Here is a 24,372-nt window from a genome sequence, read left to right on the forward strand (position 1 = left end):
TCAGCGATCGACGAGGGAGCCCCGCATGGCCGCGATGGCGGCCTGCAGCGGGTCGTGCTCCGGGGAGACGAGGTCCGGTCGGTCGTCGGCGTCCACCGCGTTGTCGGCGTTCTGCTCCCAGAGCATCCAGGGCCGGTCCCCCGCCGTGTAGGCCGCCTCGAGGGCGTGCCGTTCCTTCACCGTGTCGGCGGGCTGCCAGAACCCCCGGTGCCGGTAGGCCATCAGCCGGCCCTCCTTCGCCAGCGGACGGCACGCATCCATGATCAGGTCCCCGTTCGGGGGCAGGTAGTCGAAGACCTCCGGCCGCAGCACGAAGTAGCCGCCGTTCTCCCACAGCGGCATCTCCTGCAACGTGGTGATGCCGGCCACCCGGTCGTCCTCACCGATGTCCACGCAGTGGAACGCCGACTGCGGCGGCACCGCCAGCAGTGCACCCACCGCGTCCGAGCGCCGGAACCTGTCCACCATCGCGTTCAACGGCAGATCGGTGAGCACGTCGGCGTAGTTGGCCAGGAACATCTCCTCGTCCTGGACGTGGCGACGCACCCGGCGCAGCCGCTCCCCGATCGGCGAGTCCAGCCCGGTGTGGACGAAGGTGATCGTCCAGTCCGAGATGTCGCTGCCCAGCAGGTGCACGTCCCCGTCGCGCAGCACGAAGTCGTTGGACGCCGTCTCGGAGTAGGTCAGGAAGAAATCCTTGATGTGGTGCGCCCCGTACCCGAGGCACAGCACGAAGTCGGTGTGCCCGAAATGCGCGTAGTAGCGCATCACGTGCCAGATCAGCGGCCGTGGTCCCACCGGGTGCATCGGCTTGGGCAGATCGGACACCCCGTCCCGCATCCGCATCCCGTAGCCACCGCAGAACAGCACGACCTTCACGAGACCACCTCGAGCTCGGGGATCGGGAACACGAGCTTGCCGCCCCACTCGCGCACGTAGGACAGCTGCTCGACCAGCTCGTCACGCAGGTTCCACGGCAAGATCAGCACGTAGTCGGGCCGGTCGGCGGCGATCCGCTCCGGCGCCAGCACCGGGATGCGCATCCCCGGGGTGAACTTGCCGTGCTTGTAGGGGTTGCGGTCGACCGTGTACGCGAGCATGTCAGGCCGGATGCCGCAGTAGTTGAGCAGCGTGTTGCCCTTGCCGGGGGCGCCGTACCCGACGACCTTCCTGCCTTCCCGCCGCGCCTCCACGAGGAAGGCGACGAGATCGTCGCGCACCCGCGACACGGCCTCGGCGAACCCGTCGTGGCCCTCCGGCGTGTGCAGCCCGGCGGCCTCCTCCGCCGCGAGCACCTCACGCACCCGTTCCGACGGATCACCGGCCACCTCGGCGGGCCGCGCCCACATCCGGATCGACCCGCCGTGCGTGTCGAGCAGCTCGACGTCGACGAGCGCGAGGCCACCCGTTGCGAGGGCCCGCTGGCCCGTGAGCAGCGTGTAGTACTGGAAGTGCTCGTGGTAGATCGTGTCGAACTGGGTGCGCTCCACCAGCGTGAGCAGGTGCTGCACCTCGATCGAGACCCACCCGTCGTCGGCCACCATCGACCGCAGCCCGCGGGTGAACCCGATGACGTCGGGGATGTGCGCGTAGACGTTGTTCAGGCAGACGAGGTCGGCGGGACCGTGCTCCTCGCGCACCTGGTCACCGGTCTCCGGGGTGAGGAACGCGGTGAGCGTGGGCACGCCCTTCTCCCGCGCCGCTTCGCCGACGTTCACCGACGGCTCGACGCCCAGGCAGCGGATGCCGCGCTCGACGACGTGCTGCAACAGGTAGCCGTCGTTGCTCGCCACCTCGACGACGAACGACTCCGGACCCAGATCCAGCCGCGCCGTGGCGTCGTCGACGAACCGGCGGGCGTGCTCCACCCACGAGGTGGAGAACGACGAGAAGTAGGCGTACTCGGTGAACGTGTCCTCGGGCGTGATCAACGGCGGGAGCTGGGCCAGCAGGCACCGCTCGCACACCCGCACGTGCAGCGGGTAGGTGACCTCCGGCTCCTCGATCTCCTCCGCGGTGAGGATCCGCTCGCAGGGCGGGGTGGCCCCGAGATCGAGGAAGCTTCGCAGCTGGGCCGATCCGCAGAGCCTGCACGTCGGGGCCGGGACTTCGACGCCCGGCCCATGCGTTTCCGCGTCGGGCGCAGCTGCGTTGTCGGTCAGCACCGCGTCGACCCCCCGGTTGTCGCCTCGGTGTGCACTCTCTCCACGCGCACGGCCGCCAGTGTTCCACGAGCCGTACACCGCCCGGCCCCGGGTGGGGCCCCGGCCCTGTCCGGCCCCTTCCGACCCGCGGCCGGTTCGGGCTGGTCAGACAGGTTGGACGGGTGTCAGTTCGCCGTGAGGCGCGCGAGGCGGCGTGTCGTCGGCCAGCGGACGTCGTGGGCCCACCCGAGGCGCTCGAACACCCAGATGAGCCGAGCCGAGATGTCGATCTGACCGCGCAGCACGCCGTGCCGGGCGCACGTCGGATCGGCGTGGTGGAGGTTGTGCCACGACTCGCCCATGGACAGGATCGCGAGCGGCCAGAAGTTGCGCGAACGGTCGCGGGAGCGGAACGGGCGCTCCCCCACCATGTGGCAGATCGAGTTGATCGACCACGTGACGTGGTTGGAGACGGCGAGCCGCACCAGCCCGCCCCAGAAGAAGCCCGTGATCGCGCCCTGCCACGACCAGGACAGCAGCGCGCCCAACGCCGCCGGCAGCAGCAGGCTGACCGCCACCCACACCCCGAACGTCTTGCTGACCCGCACGATCGCCCGATCGGCGAGCAGGTCGGGGATGAAGCGGCGGTGGTTGGTCTCGTTCCGGTCGAAGAACCAGGTCATGTGCGCGTGCAGGAACCCGCGCGCGACGGCGAGCGGCGACGTGCCGAACAGCCACGGCGAGTGCGGGTCGCCTTCCCGGTCGGAGAACGCGTGGTGGCGCCGGTGGTCGGCCACCCAGTTGAGGACGTTGCCCTGCACCGCGAGCGAACCGGTGATGGCCATCGCCACCCGCAGCCACGGCTTGGCCTTGAACGACTTGTGCGTGAAGTGCCGGTGGAACCCGACGGTGACGCCCAGCACCGCGATCACGTAGAAGACGGCGAGCAGCACCAGGTCGTGCCAGTCGACGCCCCAGCCCCAGACCAGCGGCACGGCGAGCACGAGCGCGACCATCGGCGTCGCGACGAACACGTAGATCATCACGTGCTGGAACGCCGTGCGCCGTCCGGCGATCACCGGGTTGGGACCGGCAGCGAGCGGGTCCTCGGCCGTGGCGGTCATCTGGCTCCTCGGGCTCGGGTCCGACACCGGTCTCGGGCAGCGAGGTTAGGGGACGACGATGTCGTCCGCCGCCACCGCATGCGAACTCCGGGCGAACCACCCGAAGCGCGCAGACGTCGCCGCTCGCCCGGCCAACGCGCCGCCGTGCAAGCCGGTTCCCGGCCCGTGCCAGGATGAAGGCCTGTCCGCCGTGGTGTAACGGCAGCACCTCGGATTTTGGTTCCGATGGTCCAGGTTCGAATCCTGGCGGCGGAGCAGCAGGTCGGCCGGGTCCTCGCGATGATCGAACCCCGGCTGTCCCACCATGGGCGGCGTGGGTCGCGCGCCGATCCCGCTCCCGAGGGCGAGCTCGCTCCCGGGGGGTGGCGCCCTCATTTGCGGAACAGCAGGTACAGGATCAGCAGGATGAGGATCAGGCCGAAGAGCCCCGTGCTCCCCTCGAATCCGTCACCGTCGGCCAGAATCATTCCCGCGGTGCCAGTCACGGCCACACCTCCGACGCATGTCCGAGTCAACGCCCGAGCGTTGCACGTCGATTACCCGATGGAGTGAACGACACGCGCCGTGACGGACGATCGACGGTGATCGCGGGTAGCGGTTGCTCGAGGTCGCCGGCGCGGCAATGGGGCCGAATTCGCGGATCAGGTCGGCGGCGGTCCGTCCGTCCCTCCCACGAGGGAGGCCATCACGTCCGCGGGGGATCCGTGGTGGGGCCGGGGCGGCAAGTGTCGGTGGCATGTCGACGTTCCGAGCCGAACTGGTGCCGACCTGGGCGAAGGTCGCTGCGTGGGCGGTGCCCGCGAGCGTGCTGCCCTCCGCCGTGTGGAGGGTGGCGGACTGGCTGAGCGGCCTGCTCCGCGGCGGGCACCCGTGTGCGGCGCCGGGAGACCCTCTCTGGGAGAAGATCTACGTCCCGTCGCTGTCGGTGGTCTCGCTCGGCCTCGCGTTGCTGACGCTGGGCCTGGTCCGGCCGTGGGGTGAGGTGTTCGCGGCGTGGATGCCGTGGATCGGGGGCCGCCGGGTACCGGTCGCGCTCGCCGTGGGTGCCGCGACGACGGGCGCGCTCCTGCTGACGGCGTTCATCGTGCGCGGGCTCGCAGGCGGCGAGCCGCGCCACCCGCTGCCGCCCGGCTGCGTCCCGCCCGGGTGGGAGGTCCTTCAGCTCTACGCACCGATGATCCTGTGGCCGCCGCTGCTGCTGGCGGTCACGTGGCACCACCACCGACGCAGGGCTCAGCAGGAGAGCAGCGGCGAGCGCGGCCATCTCCCTTGATCACGAGTCTGGCCGCGCAGGCAGCGCGATCATCCCGCGTGGCGAACACATGGGTCACAGATGACGGACGGCGCTCGCGTCGGTTCCCGACCGACACGAGCGCCGTCCGGCGTCGCTGGGTTCAGCGGCCGCCGGGCCGCGGCGGCGGCTCGGGCGGACGTCCGTTCCCCGTGCACCTCATGTCCAACTCCTTCACCCCTCGAGACCCACCGGCGCCGCTCACTCGAGGGCGGCGTCCAGCGTGATCGTGGTTCCGGTCAGCGCCTTGCTGACCGGGCAACCGCTCTTCGCCGCCTGGGCAGCGGTGTCGAACCCGTCCGCGTCGAGCCCCTCGACCTCCGCGCGGACCGTGAGTGCGATCTCCGAGATCCGGAACCCTCCCGCGGGGTCCGGCCCCAGCGTGACGGCCGCCGTCACGTCCAGGGATTGCGGCGTGCCCCCCGCACGCCCGATCTCGGCCGACAGCGCCATCGAGTAGCACGCCGAGTGCGCCGCCGCGATGAGCTCCTCCGGGCTGGTGGTGCCGTCGGCGTCGTCGGCCGCCCGCTTCGGGAAGCTTACGTCGTAGGTCCCGACCCCACTGCTGCTGAGCTCGACCTGACCGGACCCGTTCTGCAGGTCTCCGTTCCAGGCCGTCCGGGCGGTACGCGTCGGCATCCCCGAGTCCTCTCGTCGTCGCTGTCTCACCCTGACAACTGTTGAGTCGCCCGGGTCGTCCTGGATGACACATCCGTTGAGCCGACCGGTGGCTGATCGACGCCGAGTGGTCGTTTCGTACGTGTTACGCGCCGCTCACAGCCCTAATGCACCTCGACCGCGTCGTCGACCTCGAGGAAGTTGTAGAACTCCACGGCGTCGTCGTGGCCGAGCCGCACACACCCCTTCGACGGGCTGCGGAGGCTGCCCTCGTGGAACGCGATGCCGCCCTCGGCGAAGAAGACCGCGAACGGCATCGGCGCGCCGTCGTACTCGACGCTGCGGTGGTTCGTGTCCTTCCACTCGACCCGGAAGTCCCCCTTCGGGGTCTCGTGGCCCGGGCCACCGGGGCTGATCTGCACCGGCCCGCGCACGATCACGCCGTCGTCGATGAGCCACGCGCGCTTCGAACCCAGGTCGACGCACGCACGCACGTCGTCGGTGCAGGGGGTGCCTTCGACGAGACCGTCGTCCGCCTGGGCGGTTCCGGCCACCCCGAAACCGCCGAGAACGACCAGTACGGCCGCCGTCAGCGAGCGCACGCGCACGCGCGCCGCCCTGCTGTGCTTGCCCATCGAAGCCTTTCGGGTCGAGATGCCGCCGGTGTGTGACGACTCCGGCACTCAGAGTGCCCGGCCCGGACAACGACGGGCGTCGTCGGTGGTTACGAGGGCTCACCGGGCAGCGGCACACCGTCGGGTGAACCCGTACGATCGGTCGGTCCCGACCGCCGGCACCGGCGCGTCGAGCCGCGCCCGACGCGGCATCGCCGTCCCCTGCCGCGCCGGTCCCGGCCACAACCAGGAGTCGACTCCATGCTCGACCCGCACGGGCGAGGATCGTCCGGCGCCACACCGTCCCGGCCGGCGGCGGCCATCGTGCTGGCAGCAGGTGAGGGCACGCGGATGCGGTCCGCCATCCCGAAGGTCCTGCATCCCATCGCAGGCCGCAGCCTCCTCGGCCACGCGGTGCACGCCGTGGCCGCGCTCGAGCCCGAGCACCTGGTCGTGGTCGTGGGGGCCGGGGCCGACCAGGTCCGGCAGGCGATCGACGGGATGGTCGACGAGCTCACCCGGCCGGTGGTCGTGGCCGAGCAGCACGAGCGGCTCGGCACCGGCCACGCCGTCCGCTGCGCGCTCGACGCGCTGCCCGCGGGCCTCGCGGGGCCGATCGTCGTCACCTACGGCGACGTGCCGCTGCTCGAACCGCCCACGCTGGCCGCGCTGCTCGCCGACCACGCGGCCTTCGGCGTCCCGCTGACGCTGCTCACCAGCGAGGTCGACGACCCCACCGGCTACGGCCGGGTGGTGCGCGAGTCCGACGGCACCGTCACGCGGATCGTCGAGGAGGTCGACGCCACCCCGGAGCAGCGCGCCCTGCGGGAGGTCAACTCCGGCGTGTACGCCTTCGACTCGGCGTTCCTGCTCGCCGCGATCGACCGACTGCGCGCCCACAACAGCCAGGGTGAGTTGTACCTCACCGACCTGGTCAAGATCGCCCACGACGACGGCGCCGACGTGCGCGGCGTCCGCTGCAGCGACGACTGGCAGCTACGCGGCGTCAACGACCGCGTGCAGCTGGCCGCCATGCGGGCCGAGCTCAACCGGCGCCTGCTCGAGCAGTGGATGTACGCAGGCGTCACGGTGATCGATCCGGGCACCACATGGGTGGACGTGCAGGTCCGGCTCGAGCCCGACACCGTGCTGCACCCCGGCACCCAGCTGCACGGCGCCACGTCGGTGGCCGGCGGGGCCGAGATCGGCCCCGACACCACGCTCACCGACTGCGAGATCGGCGCGGGCGCCAAGGTGGTGCGCACGCACGGCAGCGACGCCACGATCGGTCCGGGCGCGTCCGTCGGGCCGTTCGCCTACCTGCGGCCCGGCGTGCGGCTCGGGGAGCGCGGCAAGATCGGCACCTTCGTCGAGGTGAAGAACGCCGACATCGGGGCGGGCACCAAGGTGCCGCACCTGACGTACGTCGGCGACGCCACGATCGGCGAGCACAGCAACATCGGTGCCTCCTCCGTGTTCGTCAACTACGACGGGGTACGCAAACAGCGCACGGTGGTCGGGTCGCACGTGAAGACGGGATCGGACAACACGTTCGTCGCTCCGGTGCACATCGGTGACGGTGCCTACACCGGCGCCGGCACCGTTGTTCGCGAGGACGTACCGCCGGGGGCGCTGGCGGTGTCGGCCGGGTCACAGCGCACCATCGAGGGGTGGGTCGCCCGCAAGCGACCCGGCACCCCGGCCGCCGAGGCCGCCGCTCGTGCGGCCGACCCGGCCATCGACGTCCACGGAGGCACAGCACGGTGAGCGTGATGTCGGCGACCCCCAAGAAGAACCTCATGCTCTTCTCGGGGCGGGCGCACCCCGAGCTGGCCGAGCAGGTGGCGAAGCACCTCGACGTGACGATCACGCCGCAGTCGGCGTACTCCTTCGCGAACGGTGAGATCTTCGTCCGGTTCGAGGAGTCGGTGCGCGGCTGCGACGCGTTCGTGCTGCAGTCGCACTCAGCGCCGATCAACGACCAGATCATGGAGCAGCTGATCATGGTCGACGCGCTGAAACGGGCGTCGGCCAAACGGATCACGGTCGTGATGCCGTTCTGGGGCTACGCCCGCCAGGACAAGAAGCACCGTGGCCGCGAGCCGATCTCGGCCCGCCTGATCGCCGACATGTTCAAGGTCGCGGGCGCCGACCGCATCATGACCGTCGACCTGCACACTGCCCAGATCCAGGGCTTCTTCGACGGCCCCGTCGACCACCTCTTCGCGCTGCCGGTGCTCGCCGAGCACATCAAGCGCACCTACTCCGACCACGAGCTCGCCGTCGTCTCCCCCGACTCCGGCCGCGTGCGGCTGGCCGAGCGGTGGGCGGAGACGCTCGGCGGCACTCCCCTGTCGTTCATCCACAAGACCCGCGACCCCCGCAAGCCGAACGAGGCCATCGCCAACCGGGTGGTCGGCGAGGTCGAGGGCAGGCTCTGCGTCGTGATCGACGACATGATCGACACCGGTGGCACGGTGGCGAAGACCGCCGAGGTGCTGCTGAAGGAGGGCGCCAAGGACGTCGTCGTCGCCGCCACGCACGGCGTGCTCTCCGGGCCTGCCCCCGAGCGGCTGGCTGCCTGCGGTGCCCGTGAAGTGATCTTCACCGACACCCTGCCCATCCCGGACGAGAAGCGCTTCCCGACGATGACCGTGCTGTCGATCGCCCCGCTCCTCGCCCGCGCCATCCACGAGGTCTTCGACGACGGCTCGGTCACGAGCCTGTTCAACGGCAACGCCTGACCTCTCCCCGCGAGTCGCGCTCTCGATGCACGCGGGTCGCGGTCTCCCACGCCCCGGCTGGCGATGGTTCAGACCTGGCCTGAGAAGATCGCGGGGTCGCCGACGAATCCGGGGCTGACGTCGATCTGGAGATCGGCGACATCCTTCCCGATCGATACCGCGACCGGGAACGTGATCGACTTGCCGGGCAGGACTGTGCCCTGCGGTGGGCCTTTCATGCCGTTCTGGAGATCGAAGATCAGTGGGGCATCCCGGCCGGAATGCGTGGCCCGGACGATCGCCGTGGCCGTGTCGAGCGGCTGGTCCGATCCGTTGACGATCGTGATCTCGAAACTCACGGCGCGGTCCCGCTCGTTCCCGAACACGTACCGACCGGGGGTGAACGCCTGCGGCGCCGTCACCTCGACCGCCACACCGTCGTCGAAGGTCACCCGCTGGTCGAACGCAGCGGCATCCGCCGGCGCGTCCGGCCCGCCACCTGCCACCGGCCCGGAGGAGACCGGGGCCGCCCCTTCCAGCGTCGCGACGAGCTCGTTGGTCGCCTGGAACACGATCGTGATGCCCCACACCCCGAGCGCCAGCGCGAGGATGCCCGACACGAGACCCGCCACAGCGGTCCGGCCGTTGGTCGCGATTCGCTTCTTGTAGCGGGACCGGCCTGCGAGCGCGAGCGGGACGGCGACGAGACCGCAGATCACGGCCACGAACCCGGTGAGCGGGACGAGCCCGAAGAGGATGCCGATCGGACCGACGATGGCGGCCGCCAGTCCGAGCCCGTTGCGCGGCTCGGCCCGCCGGTGGCTCGCAGGCGGCGCCGGCTCGTACGACCGCTGCACGGGCGGCGGCTCGTACGGCTGCCTGCCGCCGTGGTCGGGTCCCCTCGGGGATGGGCGCGACTGCTGCGGCGGCCGCGGGTAGGCGCGTTGTGGAGGCGGTCCGTACGGTGGCTGCGCCTCCGGTCGGGGGTTCGGCAAGGGCCGGTGGGACTGCGGCGGGAGCGGGCCGTACGGCTGGTGGCCGTGGCCCTGCTGGGGAGTCCAGGGCTGAGTCATGGGGAGCGTTCTCCGGATCGTGCGGTCCCCGACGCCGATCAAGGACTCGGGTGTGGAGAGGCGGCCGTTACCTGGAGCCCCCTGCTGCGTCTCGCGGGGTGGGTGGCGGAGCACCCGGGCGGAACGAGGCCCGGGGCCGTCGCGTATCGTTGATGACCGTTCCGCGGCGAGGGCGGGTGCACGCTGGCCCGCCGTGATCGACGCAGTTCCGGTCCCACCGGTCTGCCTCGTCGCGCGCGCTTCCACCGCAGCAGTACCGATCGAGGAGAACCACCGTGGCCGAGGCCCGTATCGACGCCGAGACCCGCACGGAGTTCGGCAAGGGCGCAGCCCGCCGCACCCGTCGTGCCGGGAAGATCCCCGCCGTGCTCTACGGGCACGGCACCGACCCGCAGCACCTGTCGCTCCCGCAGGTGGAGTTCGCCCGGGTGATCCGCGAGCAGGGCCGCAACGCGGTGCTGACCCTCAACATCGGCGGCACGCCGCAGCTCGCCCTGACGAAGACGGTCGTCACGCACCCGATCCGCCCGTACATCGAGCACGTCGACCTGCTCGTGATCCGGCGGGGCGAGAAGGTGTCGGTCGAGGTCCAGCTCGTGGTCACCGGCGACGCCGCGCCGGGCACCATGGTCAGCCAGGAGCTCAACACGCTGGAGGTGGAGGCCGACGTCTCCAGCATCCCCGAGCAGATCGAGGTCTCCGTCGAGGGCCTCGAGGTGGGCACCCAGATCCACGCCTCCGACGTGCAGCTTCCCGCGGGCACCGAGCTGAAGGCCGACGCGGAGCTGCTCGTCGTCAACATCGTCCCGTCGCCCACCGAGGCGCAGCTCGAGGGTGAGGTCGACCTCGAGGCCGCCGGCGTCGTCGAGGAGCCGCCCTCGACCCCGGCCGCATCGGAGTCCGCCGGCTCGGAGAGCTGAGCATGTCGCCGGGCCCCGCACTGGTGATCGGGCTCGGCAACCCCGGCCCGGACTACGCCGAGACCCGGCACAACGTCGGGTTCGGCGTCGTCGAGCTGCTCGCGGCGCGGGCCGGCGGCGGGCGGTTCTCCAAGCACCGCGCAGGCGCGGACGTACTGGAGGGCAGGCTCGCCGGCCGCCGGGTCGTCTTCGCGAAGCCGCGCACCTACATGAACGTCTCGGGCGGGCCGGTCGCCGGCCTCGTCCGGTACTTCTCGGTGCCGGTCGAGGATCTCGTCGTGATCCACGACGACCTGGACCTCGGCTTCGGCGTGATCCGGCTCAAGCGCGGCGGCGGCGAGGGTGGCCACAACGGGCTGCGCTCGATCAGCGCGTCGCTCGGCACGAAGGACTACCTGCGCGTGCGGTTCGGCATCGGCCGTCCGCCGGGCCGCCAGGACCCCGCCGACTTCGTGCTCAAGCGCTTCTCGAGCACGGAGCGCAAGGAGCTGGACCTGGCGATCGACCTGGCGGCCGACGCCGCTGAGGCATTGCTCTCCGACGGCCTGGAGCCCACGCAGAACAGGTTCCACGCACTCAGCGGCTGATTCGTCGGAAAGGGAGTCAGCGGCCCCGGAGCAGCTCGGCGGTTGCGGCGCGGCGCAGCTTCCCCGATGGCGTCTTCGGGAGGGTGCCCGGGCCGAGCACCACGACCTCGGCGGGCCGCACGCCCACCGCGGACACCACGCGGCGGATCACGTCCTTCTTGATCAGCTGCTCGGCCTCGGCGTCACCGGCCTTGCGCGACTCGACGGCCACCGCGAACGACTCGCGGTGCCGCCCACCCTCGCCACCGGCGGGCACGCGCACCGCGACGGTGTTGCCCGCGCGCACGTCGTCGGCGGTGGCCGCGGCGCGCTCGATGTCGGTCGGGTAGATGTTGCGGCCACCCATGATGATCACGTCCTTGCGGCGGCCGCACACCACGACGTCGCCGTCGGCGAGGTAGCCCTCGTCGCCGGTGTCGAGCCAGCCGTCGGCGTCCTGGGTGGCGACCGGTCCGTCGACGGTGAGGTACCCCGGGGTCACCGAATCGCCACGCAGCTGCAGCACGCCCACCTCGCGCTCGCCGAGCACACGGCCGTCGTCGCCGACGACGCGAGCCTCGACGCCGGGCAGCGGCGGCCCGAGGCGGGGGAACCGGCGGGCCGGGGCGTCCCCGGCCGGTACCGCACGCCGGTGCGACTCCAGCTGGTCGGCGTCGATCGTGTCGACCTGCAGACCGGTCTCGACCGGCGCGAACGACACGCCCAGCGCGGTCTCCGCCATCCCGTACGCCGCGAGCACCGACTCCGGCCGCAGCCCGAACTTCGCGCCCGCACTGGTGAACGCCTCCACGGCCTCCGGGTCGATCGGCTCGGCGCCGTTGAGCGCGATCCGCAACGTGGAGAGGTCGAGCGAGCCCTCCTCGGCGCGTGCGAGCTGGCGTCCCAGCACGGCGTAGGCGAAGTTCGGCGCCGCCGTGACCGTGCAGCCGTACTTCGAGATCAGCTCGGCCCACAGCAGCGGGCGGCTGAGGAAGTCGACGGGCGTGACCGTCACCAGTTCCAGCCCCGTGGTCATCGGGACGGTCAGGAACCCGACCATCCCCATGTCGTGGAAGAGCGGCAGCCACGACACCATCACGTCCCGCTCGACGTCGAGCTTCGACGCCTCGACCATTCCGGAGAGGTTGGCGAAGAGGTTGCGGTGGGTGATCCGCACGGCCTTCGGCTCCGCGGTCGACCCGCTCGTGAGCTGCAGGAGTGCCGTGTCGTCCTCGGAGGCGGCATCCGCGGACGGCTCGATGTCGCCCTCGCCGAGCCCCTCGAGCGCCCGGAAGGGGATGCCGCGCTCGGCGAGCACGGGCGCGAGCGCGTCGAACGGTGCGCCGAGCAGCACGAGCCGCGCGTCGATCATCCGCAGCACGGACACCGTGTCCTCCGCCCAGGCGGCGAGGTCGGTGCGCGCGGTGGGCTGGTGCAGCATCGTGACGCTGCCCCCGCACAGCCACACGGCCTGCGCGGCCGGGGCGATCGACACCGGCTCCCCCGCGAGCACGCCCACCGCGGCACCGTGCTCGACCGCGGGGAGATCGGCGGTCCCCGCGCGCAGGGTCGCCGCCATCCGGCGGGCGATGGCGTGCACCTCGGGCCACGTGCGCCGCACCGGCTGCTTCGGCTCGCCCGTCGTCATCCCCCGGGGAGAGCGCGCGGCGGAGTCCAGCAACATCGCGAGGAACCGGGACATGGTCACCAACTTACGGTCTTTCCGTCACCAGTGCCCCCGACCGGAAGTGCTGTGTGGATATCGGCGGATCCAGGTTTCCGCTGGGTGTGCCGGTGGACCGGCCTCGTACCGGGCGTACTCGGCCGGTGCGGCCAGCGGGAAGCTGGGCCGTCGAGATTCGTGCAGGACGTCCGGTCGGGGGCGCTAGTATCCGAATGCATGTCTGAGCAGTCCGTGGCCGCCTCCGTGGCCGCCGTCCTCCCGGGCGCCCGTGCCGACCTCGAGCGGCTCGTGCGCATCCCCAGCATCTGGGCCGATCCGGGCCACGCCGACGACACCCGCCGAAGCGCCGAGGCCGTCGCGGAGCTGGCGCGCGACGCGGGCGCGGCGGACGTGACGATCATCGCGGCCGACGGTGGTGCCCCGGCCGTCGTCGCGCGTTTCCCCGGCCCGGCCGGCACGCCCACGGTGCTGCTCTACGCCCACCACGACGTGCAGCCCACCGGTGGTGACGAGTTCTGGACCACCCCGCCGTTCGAACCGACGGAGCGCAACGGCCGCCTCTACGGCCGCGGCGCCGCCGACGACAAGGCCGGCGTGATGACCCACCTCGCCGTGCTGCGGGCCTACGGTGGCCGCCCGCCGGTCGGGGTCACCCTGTTCGTCGAGGGCGAGGAGGAGACCGGCTCGCCCACGCTCCCCGCGCTGCTGCGCAGCCACCACGAGCTGCTGGCGTGCGACGTCATCGTGATCGCCGACGCCGCCAACCCCGCGGTCGACGTCCCGGCGCTCACCACGAGCCTCCGCGGGCTGGTCGACGTCACGGTCGAGGTCGCGATGCTGGAGCGGCCTGCGCACTCCGGGGTCTACGGCGGCCCGGTCGGCGACGCTCTCACCGCGCTGTGCCGCACGCTCGCGACGCTGCACGACGCCGACGGCGAGGTCGCCGTGGCGGGGCTCGTGCACGGCACCTCCGAGGCCCCGGACGTCGACGAGGCCGTGTTCCGCTCCGACGTCGGCCTGCTCGACGGTGTGCAGCTGATCGGCAGCGGCACGATCCCGACGCGCGCGTGGGCGAAGCCCGCCGTCGCCGTGCTCGGGATCGACGCCCCGCGGGTGGCCGAGTCGTCGAACGTGCTGCTGCCGAGGGCCAGGGCACGCGTCGGCATGCGGCTCGCGCCCGGCGACGACGCGGTCAAGGCACAGCGCGCCCTCGCCGACCACCTCGAGGCCAACGTGCCGTGGGGCGCCCACGTCACCGTCACGCCCGAACCGGGGATCGCCGAACCGTTCACGATCGAGGCCGCCGGCACCGCGTACGACGCGGCCCGGCGCGCCTTCACCGAGGCCTACGGCAACCCGGCGGTGGAGACCGGCATCGGGGGCTCGATCCCGTTCATCGCGGAGTTCGCCCGCCAGTTCCCCGGTGCAGCCGTGCTGGTGACCGGCGTCGGCGATCCGGCGAGCCGCTGGCACGGCATCGACGAGAGCCTCGACCTCGCGATGTTCGGCCGCGCCGTGCTGGCGGAGGCGTTGATGCTGGCCGAGCTCGCAGGCGAGTAGCCGCGGAATGGGCGGGAATCCGGTCGGCCGGCTGTTCGACGAGGTGCCGGCCCTGTACGACAGGGTCCGTCCCGGATACCCCGACGAGCTCTTCGCGGACCTCGCGACCATCACCGGCGTCGACGAGCAGGCCACGGTGCTCGAGGTGGGGTGCGGCACCGGCCAGGCGACGCGCTCGCTGGCACGGCTCGGATGTTCGGTGACGGCCGTCGAGCCGGGAGCGGGGATGGCCGCGCTCGCCCGGGAACGGCTCGCTGACGTCCCCGGCGTCGACGTCGAGACGTCGACGTTCGAGGAGTGGGACGACCGCGGCCGCCGCTACAACCTCCTTGTGGCTGCGTCGTCATGGCACTGGGTCGACCCCTCGGTCGGCTGGCAGCGGGCCCACGGTGTGCTCGACGCCCGGGGGTGGATCGCCCTGCTCGGCCACGTCGTCGTCCGAAGGCCCGGCGAGCCGGAGGTGTACGCCGAGACCGCCGATCTCCACGAACGGTTCTCCCCCGGGAATCCCGGCTGGGGTCATCCGCCGCTCGAGGAGGACGTGCGCGCGACCGACGAGGGTTGGGGCGTCGTCGACGATCCCGGCGATCCCGCCGGCCTGTTCGGTCCACCCGCGGTGCGCTGGTACCCGACCGTCCAGTGGTTCGACGGGGCCGGTTTCGCCGATCTCCTTCGCTCCCAGTCGCTGTACCGGCGCCTCGAACCCGACGTCCGCGAGCCCTTGCTCGACGCGGTCGCCGAGCGCGTCCGCACGCGGATGGGCGACCGGGTTCCCCGTCGCTACCTGAGCGTCCTCCGTGCCGGACAGCGCATCGAATGGGCTGACGGCCGCGTCGTCAGGCGGGGATGAGCTCCGCGCTTCGGCCGGAGTGCGTGTGCGGTGGTGGTGTCGATTCCCGGGCCGCCCGTTCGACGTCCCACCGAACGCGGCACCGCTCCCGTGCCGCCCGGACGAGGAGGAACTGTGCGTGAGCTGCAGGTCGACATGTTCAGCACCGTCGACGGGTTCGGTTCCAGCAAGCCGACGCGGGCGGAACCGTACTGGGGCTACGGAACCCCCGGACTGTTCGATTGGATGCACGCCCAGCTCGCCGAGGACCACGTCATGCTGATGGGCGCGACGTCGTACCGGCTGATGTCCGAGATCGTCGCGAACGGCGACGACCCGACGTTCCCACGGATGGCCGAGCTCCCCAAGATCGTGTTCTCGAAGACGCTCACGCCGCCGCTGACGTGGGCCAACACGACGATCGTCGACGAGCCGGTCGAGACCGCGGTGCCCGCGTTGAAGGCGATGGCCGACGGGCTGCCGATGCGCACCATCGGCAGCGTCTCCCTGGTGCGCAGCCTCTTCCGGCTCGGCCTGGTCGACCGGGTCCGGGTGATGGTCTTCCCGACGATCCGCGGCACCACCGGTGAGGGTCCGGTGTTCGCCGGACTTCCCGACGTCGATCTTCGCCTCGGCGGCACCACGGTGATCGACGACCGTCTCGTCCTGCTCGACTACCAGGTGTGCGCCTGATCCGGCCCGGCGCAGCACGTTTGCTCTGTTCGCGGGCTTCCGGCCGGTCCCGTCCGGGCTAGCGTGGTTCGTGGCGTCGGTCCCAGAGTCCCCCGGGCCACGCCGCAGTGCTGCCGGCCGGGCACCGTCCCCTCTCGACCCGGTCGGCAGCGTGGCTCCCGGTCCGGCCGTTCCACACCTGGACGGCGCGTACCCCGCATCGCTAATCTCACCCTGCGGTGAAACCCCAGACCCCGGTTGCCCGCCATCAGAGCGTCGTGCCGTTGCCGGGGGCGAATGCTCGCGCACAGCGAGCCATCGACCGTGACAGGGAGCAGGCGCGCGCGGCAGCGTGACAGTTCGCCCGGGGGACCGGGAATCTGCACGGTAGCCCTGGCCCTTGAGGGGAGGCTGCGGGTCGCCGGCAGGCGTCGAGCCTCGCCCGGTCACCGACCGGGCGAGGCCCGATGGCCGCAGACCGTGCCGACCGGCCCACTGCCGCCGTCGGTACGGCAGGGGCCGGTCGTGCAGCGCGGGACTCCCCTCCCGGGTCCCCCAACCCGGCCCGCGCTGTCACTGACGTTAGGCCGCTCGCCGCGTCACCGGATCGGTCGAAAGGTTGATCCTCACCCATCCTTCGGACGGAGCCCGTCCCGGATCACCGCGAGCAGCCGGTGCCGGACGTCCGGGTCGGGGTCGGTGCGCACGGCGTGCAGCAGGCCCTTGAGCAGTGCGATCAGGTCGCTGACGGTCACGTCCCGGCGGACACCACCGGCCTCCTGCGCCTTCGCGAGGAGGACACCGAGCGCGTCGTGCATGTCGGCGACCACCGCCGCCACGGCGTCCGTCCCCGCGCCGGCGAACGCGTCGGGGAGGTCGCGTTTGGTGAAGGCCTGTTCCGCCAGCCGGTCGAGGAAGCCGCCGAAGGCGAGGTCCGGGTCGGCGGCCTCGGCCCGTGCACGGGCGTCGGCGGCGAGCTCCTCGACGTTCGCCACCGACACCGCCTCGAACAGCGCCTCCTTCGTCGGGAAGTGCCGGTAGACGGTCCCGGGGCCGACCCCCGCGGCAGCGGCGATCTCGTCGAGCGGCACCGCGTAGCCCTGCTCGGCGAATGCACGCCGCGCGGCGTCGAGAACGCGCTCGCGGTTGCGGCGGGCGTCCGCGCGCAGGCTCCGCTCAGGCATGGCGCTTGCTAACCGGGGCGCGCGTTCCGTATCTTCTAAGCGGGGTCACCGTTCCGATTCTAGTTCCGATCCAGGGAGGATCACATGAGCCGCAGCCCGCGCGAGGTCGTCGAGGACGTGCGCCGGATGGTCGCCGGGGAAGGCGTGGTCTTCGGCGACCTCTTCGCCGCCGACGGCGTCCTGCGCTACCCCTTCGCTCCCCCCGGGATGCCTCGCGAGATGAAAGGCCGCGACACCATCCGCGAGTACCACCGCGCCGCGTCCGCCCGGCGGTCGCTGCTCGAGGTCGAGGGCGTCGACATGATCGTGCGGGACACCGACGACCCGGAGGTCGTCGTCGTCGAGATCGAGCACCACGGCTATTCGCACGGATCGGGCGGCCCGTACCGCTTCCGCGCGCTCGGCGTCGTCCGCGTGCGCGACGGGGAGATCGTGGAGTACGACGACTACATGGACTCGATCGCGATGGCGGCGCTGCTCGGGCGCACGCAGGACCTGGTCGCCGCCCTCTCCGCGGCCTGACCGCTCACAGCCGGCGGGCCGACTCCCACAGCTGGGCCCACGGCACCCGCCGCCCCTCCAGCAGGTAGATCGGGGTGCCCTGCGCGAGGTTCGCGACGCGCTCGTCGTTGTCCAGCCGGCCGATCCAGGTGCCGGTCCGGAACGCGCCGATGATCGCCGTCGGGTCGCCGACGAACACGACGGCACCCGACTCCTCCGGCGGCGTACCGAACCAGGCCGCACCGCGGCTGAAGCTGAACGAAGGCAACTCCGGTGCGAACTTCTGGACGGCCGAGTAGCTCCAGTAGTCCCCCGTGACGACCACGGCGTCGCGTGCCACGTCCGGCGGCAGCGCCCGGCAGGCCGCCTGGACGTCGGCGACCATCGCGGGCCAGCCGATCTCGTCGCGCTGGAAGTTGCCGATCTGGAGCGGCTGGTCGGCGTGCATCGATGCCGGCTGGACCGGCAGCACGTTCACCACCAGGAGCGCTCCCGCCGTCAGGGCGTACGCCGGCCACGTAGTCGTCCAGCGCCACCAGGCGGCGGGGCGCACCTGCTCCACGCGTGCCGCCCCGGCGGCCCACAACAGCGGCAGCACGCCTGCGATGTAGTACGGGCGCCCGCCCGCGACCATGAACAGCAGGGCGACACCCAGTGCCGTGACGCCGAGGAAGCGGTGCTCGGGAACCCGGAGCAGCCGCACGACGCCGATCACGCCCAGCACCGAGCCGACCAGCAGCCCGGATGCGAAGAACCCGAGCGGCAGGAACCCGATCATCCCGCCGGCATAGACGCTCTCCTCGGCCACGACCCGGCCCATCTCCAGCTGCGGCCAGCCGTTGCGGGCCTGCCAGACGAGCGTCGGGATCGTGGCGAGCACCGCGATCCCGGCGCCTGCCCAGAGCGCACGCCTGCGCAGCAGCTCGCGCGGCCCGCAGAACCACGCGGCGACGATCGCGACCGCCCACAGCGCGACGATCAGGAACTTCGCCTGCAGCCCGACGGCGGTGACGATCCCCGCGGCGAGCAGCAGCCCGTCCGACCGGGTACGGACCCAGCGCACCAGCAGGTACGTCACCGCGATCCAGGCGACCGGGTCGAGTGTGGACGTGGCGAGCAGGTGGCCGGTTGCCAGGAACCCTGGCGAGACCGCCACCGCGCCCGCCGCCAGCAGCTGGGCCCGCCTGGCGCCGCCGAACTCCCGCGCCAGCAGCGCGGCGAGCACCACCGCCGTGACGATCGCGAGCGTCGCCGGGATCCGCAACACCGCCACCGAACCAGGGGCGATCGTGTCCATCAGCAGCGCGATCAGCGGCAGCAGCGGCGGCTGGTCGGCGTACCCCCAGTCCAGGTGGTGACCTGCCGCGACGAAGTACAGCTCGTCGCCGAAGTAGCCGTACTGCCCGCTCACGGCCGTCAGCACGACACCCACCGCGACGGCCACCGCACCCACCGCCCCACGACTGAACGCGGGCAGCACCCGCACCGGTACCTGCTGTTCGACCGTCACCCGATCAACGCTAGGGCCCGACCCACGTGGCACGGGTCGATCGATCGGTTGACCCCGGCGTCCACCGCACGCCTGCGCCGGGTGACCTGGACCTCGTCCCGACAGGGGCCCGACGCGCCGCACAGAACGATCGTGCCGAGCAACGAGCCCTTCACGACCCGGCGAGGGTCGCCAGCACCGGGGCCACCTTCTCCGGGCGGGAGCGGAGCTCCGCGCTCATCTCCACGTGCGCGAAGGGGAGGCCGGCCCGCGCGGCCGCCCGGCCCTGCACGTTCGTGCGGCCCTCCAGCTCGCTGCAGCTGCCTGCCCAGGCTCGGCACATCTGCACCCCCGACTCCTCCAGCCGGTCCGCGAGCGCCCGCACCGCAGGCGCCGGGTCGTCCGGGCCGCCGCCGAGCACGATGTCCGCGTCGAGGTCGTCGCGCGCGCCGAAGCCGTGCAGCTGCAGCTGCGGGAGCCGCAGCCGGGTGCTCAGGTCCACCGCCACGGCGTGGAAGAGCGAGTCCTGCTGGTGCGCGACGTCGGCCCGCTCGTCGTCGGCCCTGCGGTGCGCCCCGGCCTGCAGGTACACCGCGTCCGGCACCGCGGAGAGCACGGCCAGCCCGACGTCCTCGGTGTCGTAGTCGGCGTTCGGGTGCGGCACCTCGACGAGCAGCCGCGGCGTCCGGCCCAGCGGGAGCGCGATCAGACCCCACGATCGCTCCGATGCCGGGTCGCTGCGTGCCACGAGGAACTCGGCACCCTCCTCGTTCGGAGCCGTTCCGACGGTGAACCCGGCGCCCTCCAGCACGCCACGGGCTGCACCGTCCGACCCGGACGCGACCAGCGCCGCCACCGCCCCGACCACCGCGTCCCGCTCGACTGGTTCCGGCGGGCGGTAGGGACCGCGCGGGCTGAGCCGGTCGGTGAGGTCCCGGACCTGCTGCTCCAGCGTCGGCGGGTCGGGCGGTGTCGCGCGGGGCGTCACCACGGTCATGAGCACGGTCATGAGCGCCGCCACCGCGGCGATCGCGAGCACCACGAGCACGCCGATCATGACTCCCGTCCGGCTCACAGCCGCTTCGCCGCCCGGAACGACCTGGCGTAGTGGCCGCCGTCGTCGAGCACGGACGTGCCGCCGAGGTCACCGAGGGTCGGACCGTCGGCCCGGCGCCTGCTCGACACGAAGCGCGGCTGCCCACGGTCGTCGCGCCCGAGGTAGACCGCGACGTGGTCCATGCGACGGTCCGGCGCCTCGTCGAGGTCGAAGAACAGCAGGTCGCCCGCCTGCAACGCACCCACGTTCGTCGGCGGGACGCCGGTGTCGGGCAGGACGACGGTGCCGGGGCCGACCTCCGCCATCGCCCGCGCGCGCCGGGGCAGCCCTGCACCGGGCTTCTCGGTGGCGAGCAGTGGATATCCCGCGCGGTAGCCGTAGACGAGCCGGACGAAGCCGGAACAGTCCACCGCTCCGTAGCGCTCGGGGTCCGGCCTGCGCGCCTGCTTGTCGGGAAAGCGCCAGCCGATTCCGAGGTAGTCGTAGAAGTCGGAGTTCTCGGGGGACGGACCACCGTTCGGGCCGGGCGGTCCGAACCGCGCGTCTCCGCCCTTCCGCACGCCCTCCGCGTCGCGTTGCTCCGGAGCACCGTCCAGGTACTCCGCGGCCGACGCCAGCACGTCGGGCGCGGTGCTGCCCAGGTTCTCCTGCAGCCACGGACGGAACCACGGCTCGTCCTCCGCGCCCGCTCGCCACTCGTGGGGCATGAGCCGCACCCAGACCCTGGTGGTCACCGGAGCGCCGCCGAACTGCGGCTCGGCGAAGGTGCGCTGCGGCCCGTCGATGGTGGCGGTGCGGGCGCCGTCGGTGAGGGTGGCCAGCACGGTTCCGGCGGTGTCGACCACGGTGGTGCCCGCAGGCGCGTCCCGGCGCAGGAAGCGCAGGTCGGCCGAGGCGGACGCCACCCGCGACGGCGCCGCGCCGGGCGCCGTCGGCTCGCCCCGCAGCTGGCCGACGGCGATCCCGGTGGCGCCCACCGCCACCGCCAGCACGCCCATGAGGATGCGTCGGGCCCTGAGCGTGCTCACAGGGCCGTCACCGCCCCGAGCACCAGCCCGCTGGCCAGGACCCCGTAGCTGGCGAGGCTCACGGCCGACGTGGCCAGCACCGTCGCCACCGGCGGCTGCCGCACGAGCTGGTAGGCCACCAGACCCGGTATGACGAAGCCGAGCGTCTCGTGGGCGAAGATCAGCGGGTAGTCGCGCTGCACCAGCAGGAACAGGCCGGTCGAGAGCAGCACCGACAGCATCATCACGGCCGCGAACAGGCGCTTGCCGTAGAGGATCACGGCCCGTTGCAGGCCCCTCAGGCAGAGGTAGGTGACCACCGTGACGGCCGCGATCACGGCCACCTTGCGCGCGTCCTCCACCAGCGTGAGCGCGAGCCAGCCGGGGGTGATCATCCCGCCTGGCGAGAGGTTCGTGGTGAGGTAGCAGACGAGCGCGAACAGCAGGCCGATCGCGAGCGCGACGGTGGCCGCCTGCGGAGCGAGGGATCCGGCCAGCATCAGGCGACCCTCACCCGCAGCTGCGGCCTCGGCAGGGCGGCCATCCGGGACAGCAGCACCTCGCCCTGGCCGTGGATGTTGCCCACCGCCACCACGGACCCCACACCGTCCGGGCCGATCACGACCGCGTCGAGCAGCGCATCCACCTCGAGCGCGCCGCCCAGGTCGACGACCCGGTCGGCGAGCTCGCGCGGCACCCGGCCGCGCGCCGTGTGGGTCTGCTCCCCGATCAGCACGATCCGTTCTGGCCGGACCCGGCCGGACAGCTCCCCCATCTGCCCGTTGCGCTCGACGCGGTCGGGACGGCAGTTCACCACCATCGTGAGTGGCTGGGAGATCAGGCCGCGACGCCGCAGGAGGTCGATGTTCATCAGCGTCGACTCGGGGTCGTTCGCGGCGAACACGTTGCCGAACGCGACCCGGCCCCGGTGCGTCGCGTAGTTCTCCACGGTGACCGTGCCGGGATCGGGGTTGGCCGCCACCATGCCGGCCATCGCCTCGCCGCGGCCGATGCCCGAGAGCTGGGCGACGGCGAGCGCGATCGCCACGTTCTCCTTGAAGGTGATCCAGCGGAACCGTTCCATCTCGTCGTCCCGCACCGACTCCGGGTCCACCGCGACGAGCCGGCAGCCGCGCCGGTCGGCCTCTTCCTGCAGGATGTGCAGCCGCTCGCGCTCCGCGGTGACGCAGGTCCCGCCCGCGGGCATCGACCGCGAGAGCGAGCGGGCGACGTCGTCGAGGGTGGGGCCCATCTCGTCGAGGTGGTCCTCGCGGACGTTGCAGATCACGCAGATCGTGGAGCGCACCAGCTTCTTCTCGTTGATCTCCTGCAGGTCCGGCAGCACGGCCATGCACTCGATCACGAGCGCGTCCGGCTTCCAGGACGCCGCCCGGCGCACGATGCCGATCTGCTCGACGACGTTGGCGATCCCGAACTTGCGGTGCACCGGCTCCTCGGTGCCGTCCGGGAGGATGAAGCGGGCGGCCGTTCCCGTGGTCTTCGCGACGACCCGCATCCCGCCCCCGCGCATGGCTCCGGCGCAGAGCCGGGTGATCGAGCTCTTGCCGCGGATGCCGTTCACCACGATCCGCTGGGGCATGGAGCGCAGGCGCCGGTGGTGGCCGCGCTGCTCGACGATCCCGGCGACCAGCAGGATCAGGCAGCCGGCGACGTACACGCCGAACAGGAACGTCACGCGCGCGCCACCCTCCGGACGGTCCGCGTCGCGGCCAGCCGGTTGGTCGCCTCCACGGCGGTGCCGATCTCGTCGAGCCGCTGCGGGGCGAGCGGCGCCACGGTCTCCCCCACCGCGAGGCGCTCGACGTGCCCGGCGAGCCTGCGGGCCGGCGCGACGACCGTGACCGCCGTCCAGGCGAGCGCCGCGCACGCGAGGCTCGCCGCCACCACGATCGCGACGAGCGCGGCGCGCCGGTTCCCGTCACCCGCGAAGGCCGCGGCGACGACATCCTGGTCCTCGACGAGCACCCAGCCCAGATCGGTCGCCGTGCCGGGCGGGGTCACCCGCTGCGCCGCGGCCACCCGCCCGTCCTCCGGGGTGTCCACGGCCGGGGTACCTCCGGACGCCGCGGCGGCGAGCGCACCGAGCGCCGGGTCGTCCAGCGGGTCGAACGCCGTGTAGCCGCTGCTGTCGAGCACGGTGGCCCGCTGCCCGTCGACGACCCGCGTGTGGCCGCCGGACCCGCGGATCACGGTGTTCAGGGCGCGTGGATCGAACTCGGCCACCAGTGCGCTCGCGCCGTCCCACATCGGGGACGAGGCGCGCACGAGCGGTTCGCTGCCAGCGTTGTTGGCCTGCACGACCCTCGGCCCGCCCGGTGGGACCTCGATCGCGCTGCTGGGCGCAGGCCCCGCCGTCGCGACCGGCTGCCCGGACGCGTCGACGACCGTCACGGAGCGGAAGAGCGGCTCCGCCGCGAGCACCTCGGCCGCCGTGGTTGCGGGGTCGGTGATCGCGGCACCGGTCGGCAGGCCGGCCGCGCGTTCGACGACCGCCAGCCCGCCGCGCAACGCGCCGTGCAGTTCCTCCGCCTGGGCCGCGGCGCTCGCGCCCGCGTCACGGACGACGGCGTCGGTCTGCGGCTCGACGCCGCCGACGGTCACCACGGCCGCCGGGATCGCCCAGCCCAGCACGAGGGCGGCGACCACACCGAGCGTGGCGGGCAACGGCACCCGGTGGCGGGCGCGGGCGCCCCGCCGGCCGGGCCGGATGCGACGGAAGCGGTACAGCGCCAGCGCGACGCGGTCGAGCTCCGCGATCCGGGCGCGGGGAACGAGATCGACGCGGTCCTCAGCCGCCATGCGGGCCATCGCCGCGGCGAAGCGCCGGACCGGGCGGACGACGAAGCCCCACAGCAGGACGTACGCGGCGATCGTCACCAGCGCGAGCCCGGCAGGGACCCACCAGTCCGGCCATCCGGCCCCGAACAGCGCGATCACCGCGAGCGCAACCGCTCCGGCCAGCAACGCGGCCAGCGCGACGAGGGGCCCGCCGCGCACCCCCACCGCGGAACGCGACTCCGGGAACGGAGGGAACCGCATGTCGGGCATCGTCTGCGCGGGCAACGGGATCGTCGGCGGGGAGCAGGGCATGCTCAAAGAGCTGTCCCTTCGAACGTTCCTTCAGACGGCCGGCGGTGCCCCGGCGGACGTCGGCGTCCGCCTCACCGGCCCGTCATGTCACGTGCACAGGTCCAAGACCGTCACGATAGCGTGACGGCGTAGCCCGAATGACGCAGCGTCCGATCGCCGAACGCGACACACCGTCGCGGCCCGTCACTCGGTCGTGGCTCCGGCG

24 protein-coding genes and 1 tRNA gene are annotated in these 24,372 nt (G+C 72.4%); 11 read left to right on the forward strand and 14 right to left on the reverse strand.

All coding sequences use genetic code 11. The features are described 5' to 3' along the window. The 3 genes from FHX44_RS12100 to FHX44_RS12110 all read right to left on the reverse strand — a co-directional run bounded on the left by FHX44_RS12100 (position 1) and on the right by FHX44_RS12110 (position 3,268). The gene (locus FHX44_RS12100; RefSeq protein WP_246170329.1) at positions 1 to 879 is read right to left on the reverse strand and encodes a sugar phosphate nucleotidyltransferase; all 879 of its coding nucleotides are present in this window, start codon (positions 877 to 879) and stop codon (positions 1 to 3) included. Then, entirely contained in the window at positions 876 to 2,165 is a 1,290-nt protein-coding gene (locus tag FHX44_RS12105; RefSeq protein WP_281287889.1) for a class I SAM-dependent methyltransferase, read from the reverse strand. Before FHX44_RS12105 ends, FHX44_RS12100 begins: the two co-directional genes overlap by 4 nt. A 164-nt stretch (positions 2,166 to 2,329) precedes the next feature. Further along, positions 2,330 to 3,268: an acyl-CoA desaturase gene (locus tag FHX44_RS12110; RefSeq protein ID WP_147255856.1), complete on the reverse strand. Its 939-nt coding sequence runs from the start codon at positions 3,266 to 3,268 to the stop codon at positions 2,330 to 2,332. A gap of 184 nt (positions 3,269 to 3,452) precedes the next feature. Here FHX44_RS12110 and FHX44_RS12115 point away from each other — a divergent pair. Both FHX44_RS12115 and FHX44_RS12120 read left to right on the forward strand, forming a co-directional pair. Further along, a tRNA-Gln gene (locus FHX44_RS12115) sits at positions 3,453 to 3,523 on the forward strand. A gap of 481 nt (positions 3,524 to 4,004) precedes the next feature. Then, on the forward strand, positions 4,005 to 4,541 hold the full coding sequence (locus FHX44_RS12120) for a hypothetical protein (protein WP_147255859.1): 537 nt from the start codon (positions 4,005 to 4,007) through the stop codon (positions 4,539 to 4,541). Between the two features lie 219 nt (positions 4,542 to 4,760). Here the strand turns inward: FHX44_RS12120 and FHX44_RS12125 are convergent, their stop codons facing one another. Both FHX44_RS12125 and FHX44_RS12130 read right to left on the reverse strand, forming a co-directional pair. Beyond that, complete coding sequence (locus tag FHX44_RS12125) at positions 4,761 to 5,198, reverse strand: OsmC family protein (RefSeq protein WP_147255861.1); 438 nt, start codon at positions 5,196 to 5,198, stop codon at positions 4,761 to 4,763. A 143-nt stretch (positions 5,199 to 5,341) separates the two neighbouring features. Beyond that, positions 5,342 to 5,812 carry a L,D-transpeptidase gene (locus FHX44_RS12130; protein WP_147255863.1) on the reverse strand — a complete coding sequence of 157 codons (471 nt, stop codon included), beginning with the start codon at positions 5,810 to 5,812 and terminating at the stop codon, positions 5,342 to 5,344. 240 nt (positions 5,813 to 6,052) lie between these two features. Here FHX44_RS12130 and glmU point away from each other — a divergent pair, with 240 nt between their 5' ends. Both glmU and FHX44_RS12140 read left to right on the forward strand, forming a co-directional pair. Further along, positions 6,053 to 7,558, forward strand: coding sequence for a bifunctional UDP-N-acetylglucosamine diphosphorylase/glucosamine-1-phosphate N-acetyltransferase GlmU (glmU, locus tag FHX44_RS12135; protein WP_147255864.1), 1,506 nt, complete (start codon positions 6,053 to 6,055; stop codon positions 7,556 to 7,558). Positions 7,559 to 7,563: 5 nt separating this feature from the next. Next, positions 7,564 to 8,535, forward strand: coding sequence for a ribose-phosphate diphosphokinase (locus tag FHX44_RS12140; RefSeq protein ID WP_147255866.1), 972 nt, complete (start codon positions 7,564 to 7,566; stop codon positions 8,533 to 8,535). A 68-nt stretch (positions 8,536 to 8,603) separates the two neighbouring features. Here FHX44_RS12140 and FHX44_RS12145 read toward each other — a convergent pair whose 3' ends face one another. After that, positions 8,604 to 9,371, reverse strand: coding sequence for a DUF4190 domain-containing protein (locus tag FHX44_RS12145; protein ID WP_147255869.1), 768 nt, complete (start codon positions 9,369 to 9,371; stop codon positions 8,604 to 8,606). Positions 9,372 to 9,862: 491 nt separating this feature from the next. Here FHX44_RS12145 and FHX44_RS12150 point away from each other — a divergent pair, with 491 nt between their 5' ends. Together FHX44_RS12150 and pth are read left to right on the forward strand one after the other, a co-directional pair. Then, positions 9,863 to 10,507 carry a 50S ribosomal protein L25/general stress protein Ctc gene (locus tag FHX44_RS12150; RefSeq protein ID WP_147255870.1) on the forward strand — a complete coding sequence of 215 codons (645 nt, stop codon included), beginning with the start codon at positions 9,863 to 9,865 and terminating at the stop codon, positions 10,505 to 10,507. 2 nt (positions 10,508 to 10,509) lie between these two features. Then, positions 10,510 to 11,094, forward strand: a complete 585-nt coding sequence (gene pth / locus FHX44_RS12155; RefSeq protein ID WP_147255871.1) for an aminoacyl-tRNA hydrolase — start codon at positions 10,510 to 10,512, stop codon at positions 11,092 to 11,094. 16 nt (positions 11,095 to 11,110) lie between these two features. Here pth and FHX44_RS12160 read toward each other — a convergent pair whose 3' ends face one another. Then, positions 11,111 to 12,775 (reverse strand): fatty acyl-AMP ligase, encoded by a 1,665-nt coding sequence (locus FHX44_RS12160; protein WP_147261114.1) that lies wholly within the window; start codon positions 12,773 to 12,775, stop codon positions 11,111 to 11,113. A gap of 198 nt (positions 12,776 to 12,973) precedes the next feature. On the opposite strand from FHX44_RS12160, the gene FHX44_RS12165 reads away from it, so the two are divergent. The 3 genes from FHX44_RS12165 to FHX44_RS12175 all read left to right on the forward strand — a co-directional run bounded on the left by FHX44_RS12165 (position 12,974) and on the right by FHX44_RS12175 (position 15,839). Continuing rightward, complete coding sequence (locus tag FHX44_RS12165) at positions 12,974 to 14,317, forward strand: dipeptidase (protein WP_147255873.1); 1,344 nt, start codon at positions 12,974 to 12,976, stop codon at positions 14,315 to 14,317. 7 nt (positions 14,318 to 14,324) lie between these two features. After that, positions 14,325 to 15,167: a class I SAM-dependent methyltransferase gene (locus tag FHX44_RS12170; protein ID WP_147255876.1), complete on the forward strand. Its 843-nt coding sequence runs from the start codon at positions 14,325 to 14,327 to the stop codon at positions 15,165 to 15,167. A gap of 114 nt (positions 15,168 to 15,281) precedes the next feature. After that, on the forward strand, positions 15,282 to 15,839 hold the full coding sequence (locus tag FHX44_RS12175) for a dihydrofolate reductase family protein (protein ID WP_147255878.1): 558 nt from the start codon (positions 15,282 to 15,284) through the stop codon (positions 15,837 to 15,839). A gap of 605 nt (positions 15,840 to 16,444) precedes the next feature. Here the strand turns inward: FHX44_RS12175 and FHX44_RS12180 are convergent. Then, positions 16,445 to 17,002: a TetR/AcrR family transcriptional regulator gene (locus tag FHX44_RS12180; RefSeq protein WP_147255880.1), complete on the reverse strand. Its 558-nt coding sequence runs from the start codon at positions 17,000 to 17,002 to the stop codon at positions 16,445 to 16,447. 84 nt (positions 17,003 to 17,086) lie between these two features. Here FHX44_RS12180 and FHX44_RS12185 point away from each other — a divergent pair, with 84 nt between their 5' ends. Further along, positions 17,087 to 17,524, forward strand: a complete 438-nt coding sequence (locus FHX44_RS12185) for a nuclear transport factor 2 family protein (RefSeq protein ID WP_147255882.1) — start codon at positions 17,087 to 17,089, stop codon at positions 17,522 to 17,524. Between the two features lie 4 nt (positions 17,525 to 17,528). Here FHX44_RS12185 and FHX44_RS12190 read toward each other — a convergent pair whose 3' ends face one another. The 6 genes from FHX44_RS12190 to FHX44_RS12215 all read right to left on the reverse strand — a co-directional run bounded on the left by FHX44_RS12190 (position 17,529) and on the right by FHX44_RS12215 (position 24,116). Then, entirely contained in the window at positions 17,529 to 19,013 is a 1,485-nt protein-coding gene (locus tag FHX44_RS12190; protein WP_246170330.1) for a glycosyltransferase family 39 protein, read from the reverse strand. A 151-nt stretch (positions 19,014 to 19,164) separates the two neighbouring features. Continuing rightward, positions 19,165 to 20,067, reverse strand: a complete 903-nt coding sequence (locus FHX44_RS12195) for a hypothetical protein (protein WP_147255884.1) — start codon at positions 20,065 to 20,067, stop codon at positions 19,165 to 19,167. Beyond that, positions 20,064 to 21,077, reverse strand: a complete 1,014-nt coding sequence (locus FHX44_RS12200) for an NlpC/P60 family protein (RefSeq protein WP_212612434.1) — start codon at positions 21,075 to 21,077, stop codon at positions 20,064 to 20,066. The genes FHX44_RS12195 and FHX44_RS12200 overlap by 4 nt, the downstream gene beginning before the upstream one ends. Next, positions 21,074 to 21,556: a poly-gamma-glutamate biosynthesis protein PgsC/CapC gene (locus tag FHX44_RS12205; RefSeq protein ID WP_147255886.1), complete on the reverse strand. Its 483-nt coding sequence runs from the start codon at positions 21,554 to 21,556 to the stop codon at positions 21,074 to 21,076. The genes FHX44_RS12200 and FHX44_RS12205 overlap by 4 nt, the downstream gene beginning before the upstream one ends. Continuing rightward, on the reverse strand, positions 21,556 to 22,752 hold the full coding sequence (pgsB, locus tag FHX44_RS12210; protein WP_147255888.1) for a poly-gamma-glutamate synthase PgsB: 1,197 nt from the start codon (positions 22,750 to 22,752) through the stop codon (positions 21,556 to 21,558). The genes FHX44_RS12205 and pgsB overlap by 1 nt, the downstream gene beginning before the upstream one ends. Next, positions 22,749 to 24,116, reverse strand: coding sequence for a HAMP domain-containing protein (locus tag FHX44_RS12215; protein WP_147255890.1), 1,368 nt, complete (start codon positions 24,114 to 24,116; stop codon positions 22,749 to 22,751). The genes pgsB and FHX44_RS12215 overlap by 4 nt, the downstream gene beginning before the upstream one ends. Between FHX44_RS12215 and FHX44_RS42115 the strand changes: the two genes are divergently transcribed. Further along, positions 24,115 to 24,291: a hypothetical protein gene (locus FHX44_RS42115; RefSeq protein WP_170308884.1), complete on the forward strand. Its 177-nt coding sequence runs from the start codon at positions 24,115 to 24,117 to the stop codon at positions 24,289 to 24,291. The genes FHX44_RS12215 and FHX44_RS42115 overlap by 2 nt on opposite strands. The last annotated feature ends 81 nt before the right edge of the window (positions 24,292 to 24,372 follow it).

The sequence above is a fragment of the Pseudonocardia hierapolitana genome, from assembly GCF_007994075.1.
GTDB lineage: Bacteria > Actinomycetota > Actinomycetes > Mycobacteriales > Pseudonocardiaceae > Pseudonocardia > Pseudonocardia hierapolitana.

Bases quoted from the DNA above. Each gene is read 5' to 3' on its own strand.
- FHX44_RS12110 (WP_147255856.1), bottom strand. From the start codon at position 3,268: ATGACCGCCACGGCCGAGGACCCGCTCGCTGCCGGTCCCAACCCGGTG.
- FHX44_RS12120 (WP_147255859.1), top strand. From the start codon at position 4,005: ATGTCGACGTTCCGAGCCGAACTGGTGCCGACCTGGGCGAAGGTCGCT.
- FHX44_RS12125 (WP_147255861.1), bottom strand. From the start codon at position 5,198: ATGCCGACGCGTACCGCCCGGACGGCCTGGAACGGAGACCTGCAGAAC.
- FHX44_RS12130 (WP_147255863.1), bottom strand. From the start codon at position 5,812: ATGGGCAAGCACAGCAGGGCGGCGCGCGTGCGCGTGCGCTCGCTGACG.
- glmU (WP_147255864.1), top strand. From the start codon at position 6,053: ATGCTCGACCCGCACGGGCGAGGATCGTCCGGCGCCACACCGTCCCGG.
- FHX44_RS12140 (WP_147255866.1), top strand. From the start codon at position 7,564: ATGTCGGCGACCCCCAAGAAGAACCTCATGCTCTTCTCGGGGCGGGCG.
- pth (WP_147255871.1), top strand. From the start codon at position 10,510: ATGTCGCCGGGCCCCGCACTGGTGATCGGGCTCGGCAACCCCGGCCCG.
- FHX44_RS12160 (WP_147261114.1), bottom strand. From the start codon at position 12,775: ATGTCCCGGTTCCTCGCGATGTTGCTGGACTCCGCCGCGCGCTCTCCC.
- FHX44_RS12165 (WP_147255873.1), top strand. From the start codon at position 12,974: ATGTCTGAGCAGTCCGTGGCCGCCTCCGTGGCCGCCGTCCTCCCGGGC.
- FHX44_RS12170 (WP_147255876.1), top strand. From the start codon at position 14,325: ATGGGCGGGAATCCGGTCGGCCGGCTGTTCGACGAGGTGCCGGCCCTG.
- FHX44_RS12180 (WP_147255880.1), bottom strand. From the start codon at position 17,002: ATGCCTGAGCGGAGCCTGCGCGCGGACGCCCGCCGCAACCGCGAGCGC.
- FHX44_RS12185 (WP_147255882.1), top strand. From the start codon at position 17,087: ATGAGCCGCAGCCCGCGCGAGGTCGTCGAGGACGTGCGCCGGATGGTC.
- FHX44_RS12205 (WP_147255886.1), bottom strand. From the start codon at position 21,556: ATGCTGGCCGGATCCCTCGCTCCGCAGGCGGCCACCGTCGCGCTCGCG.
- FHX44_RS42115 (WP_170308884.1), top strand. From the start codon at position 24,115: ATGTCGGGCATCGTCTGCGCGGGCAACGGGATCGTCGGCGGGGAGCAG.
- FHX44_RS12215 (WP_147255890.1), bottom strand. From the start codon at position 24,116: ATGCGGTTCCCTCCGTTCCCGGAGTCGCGTTCCGCGGTGGGGGTGCGC.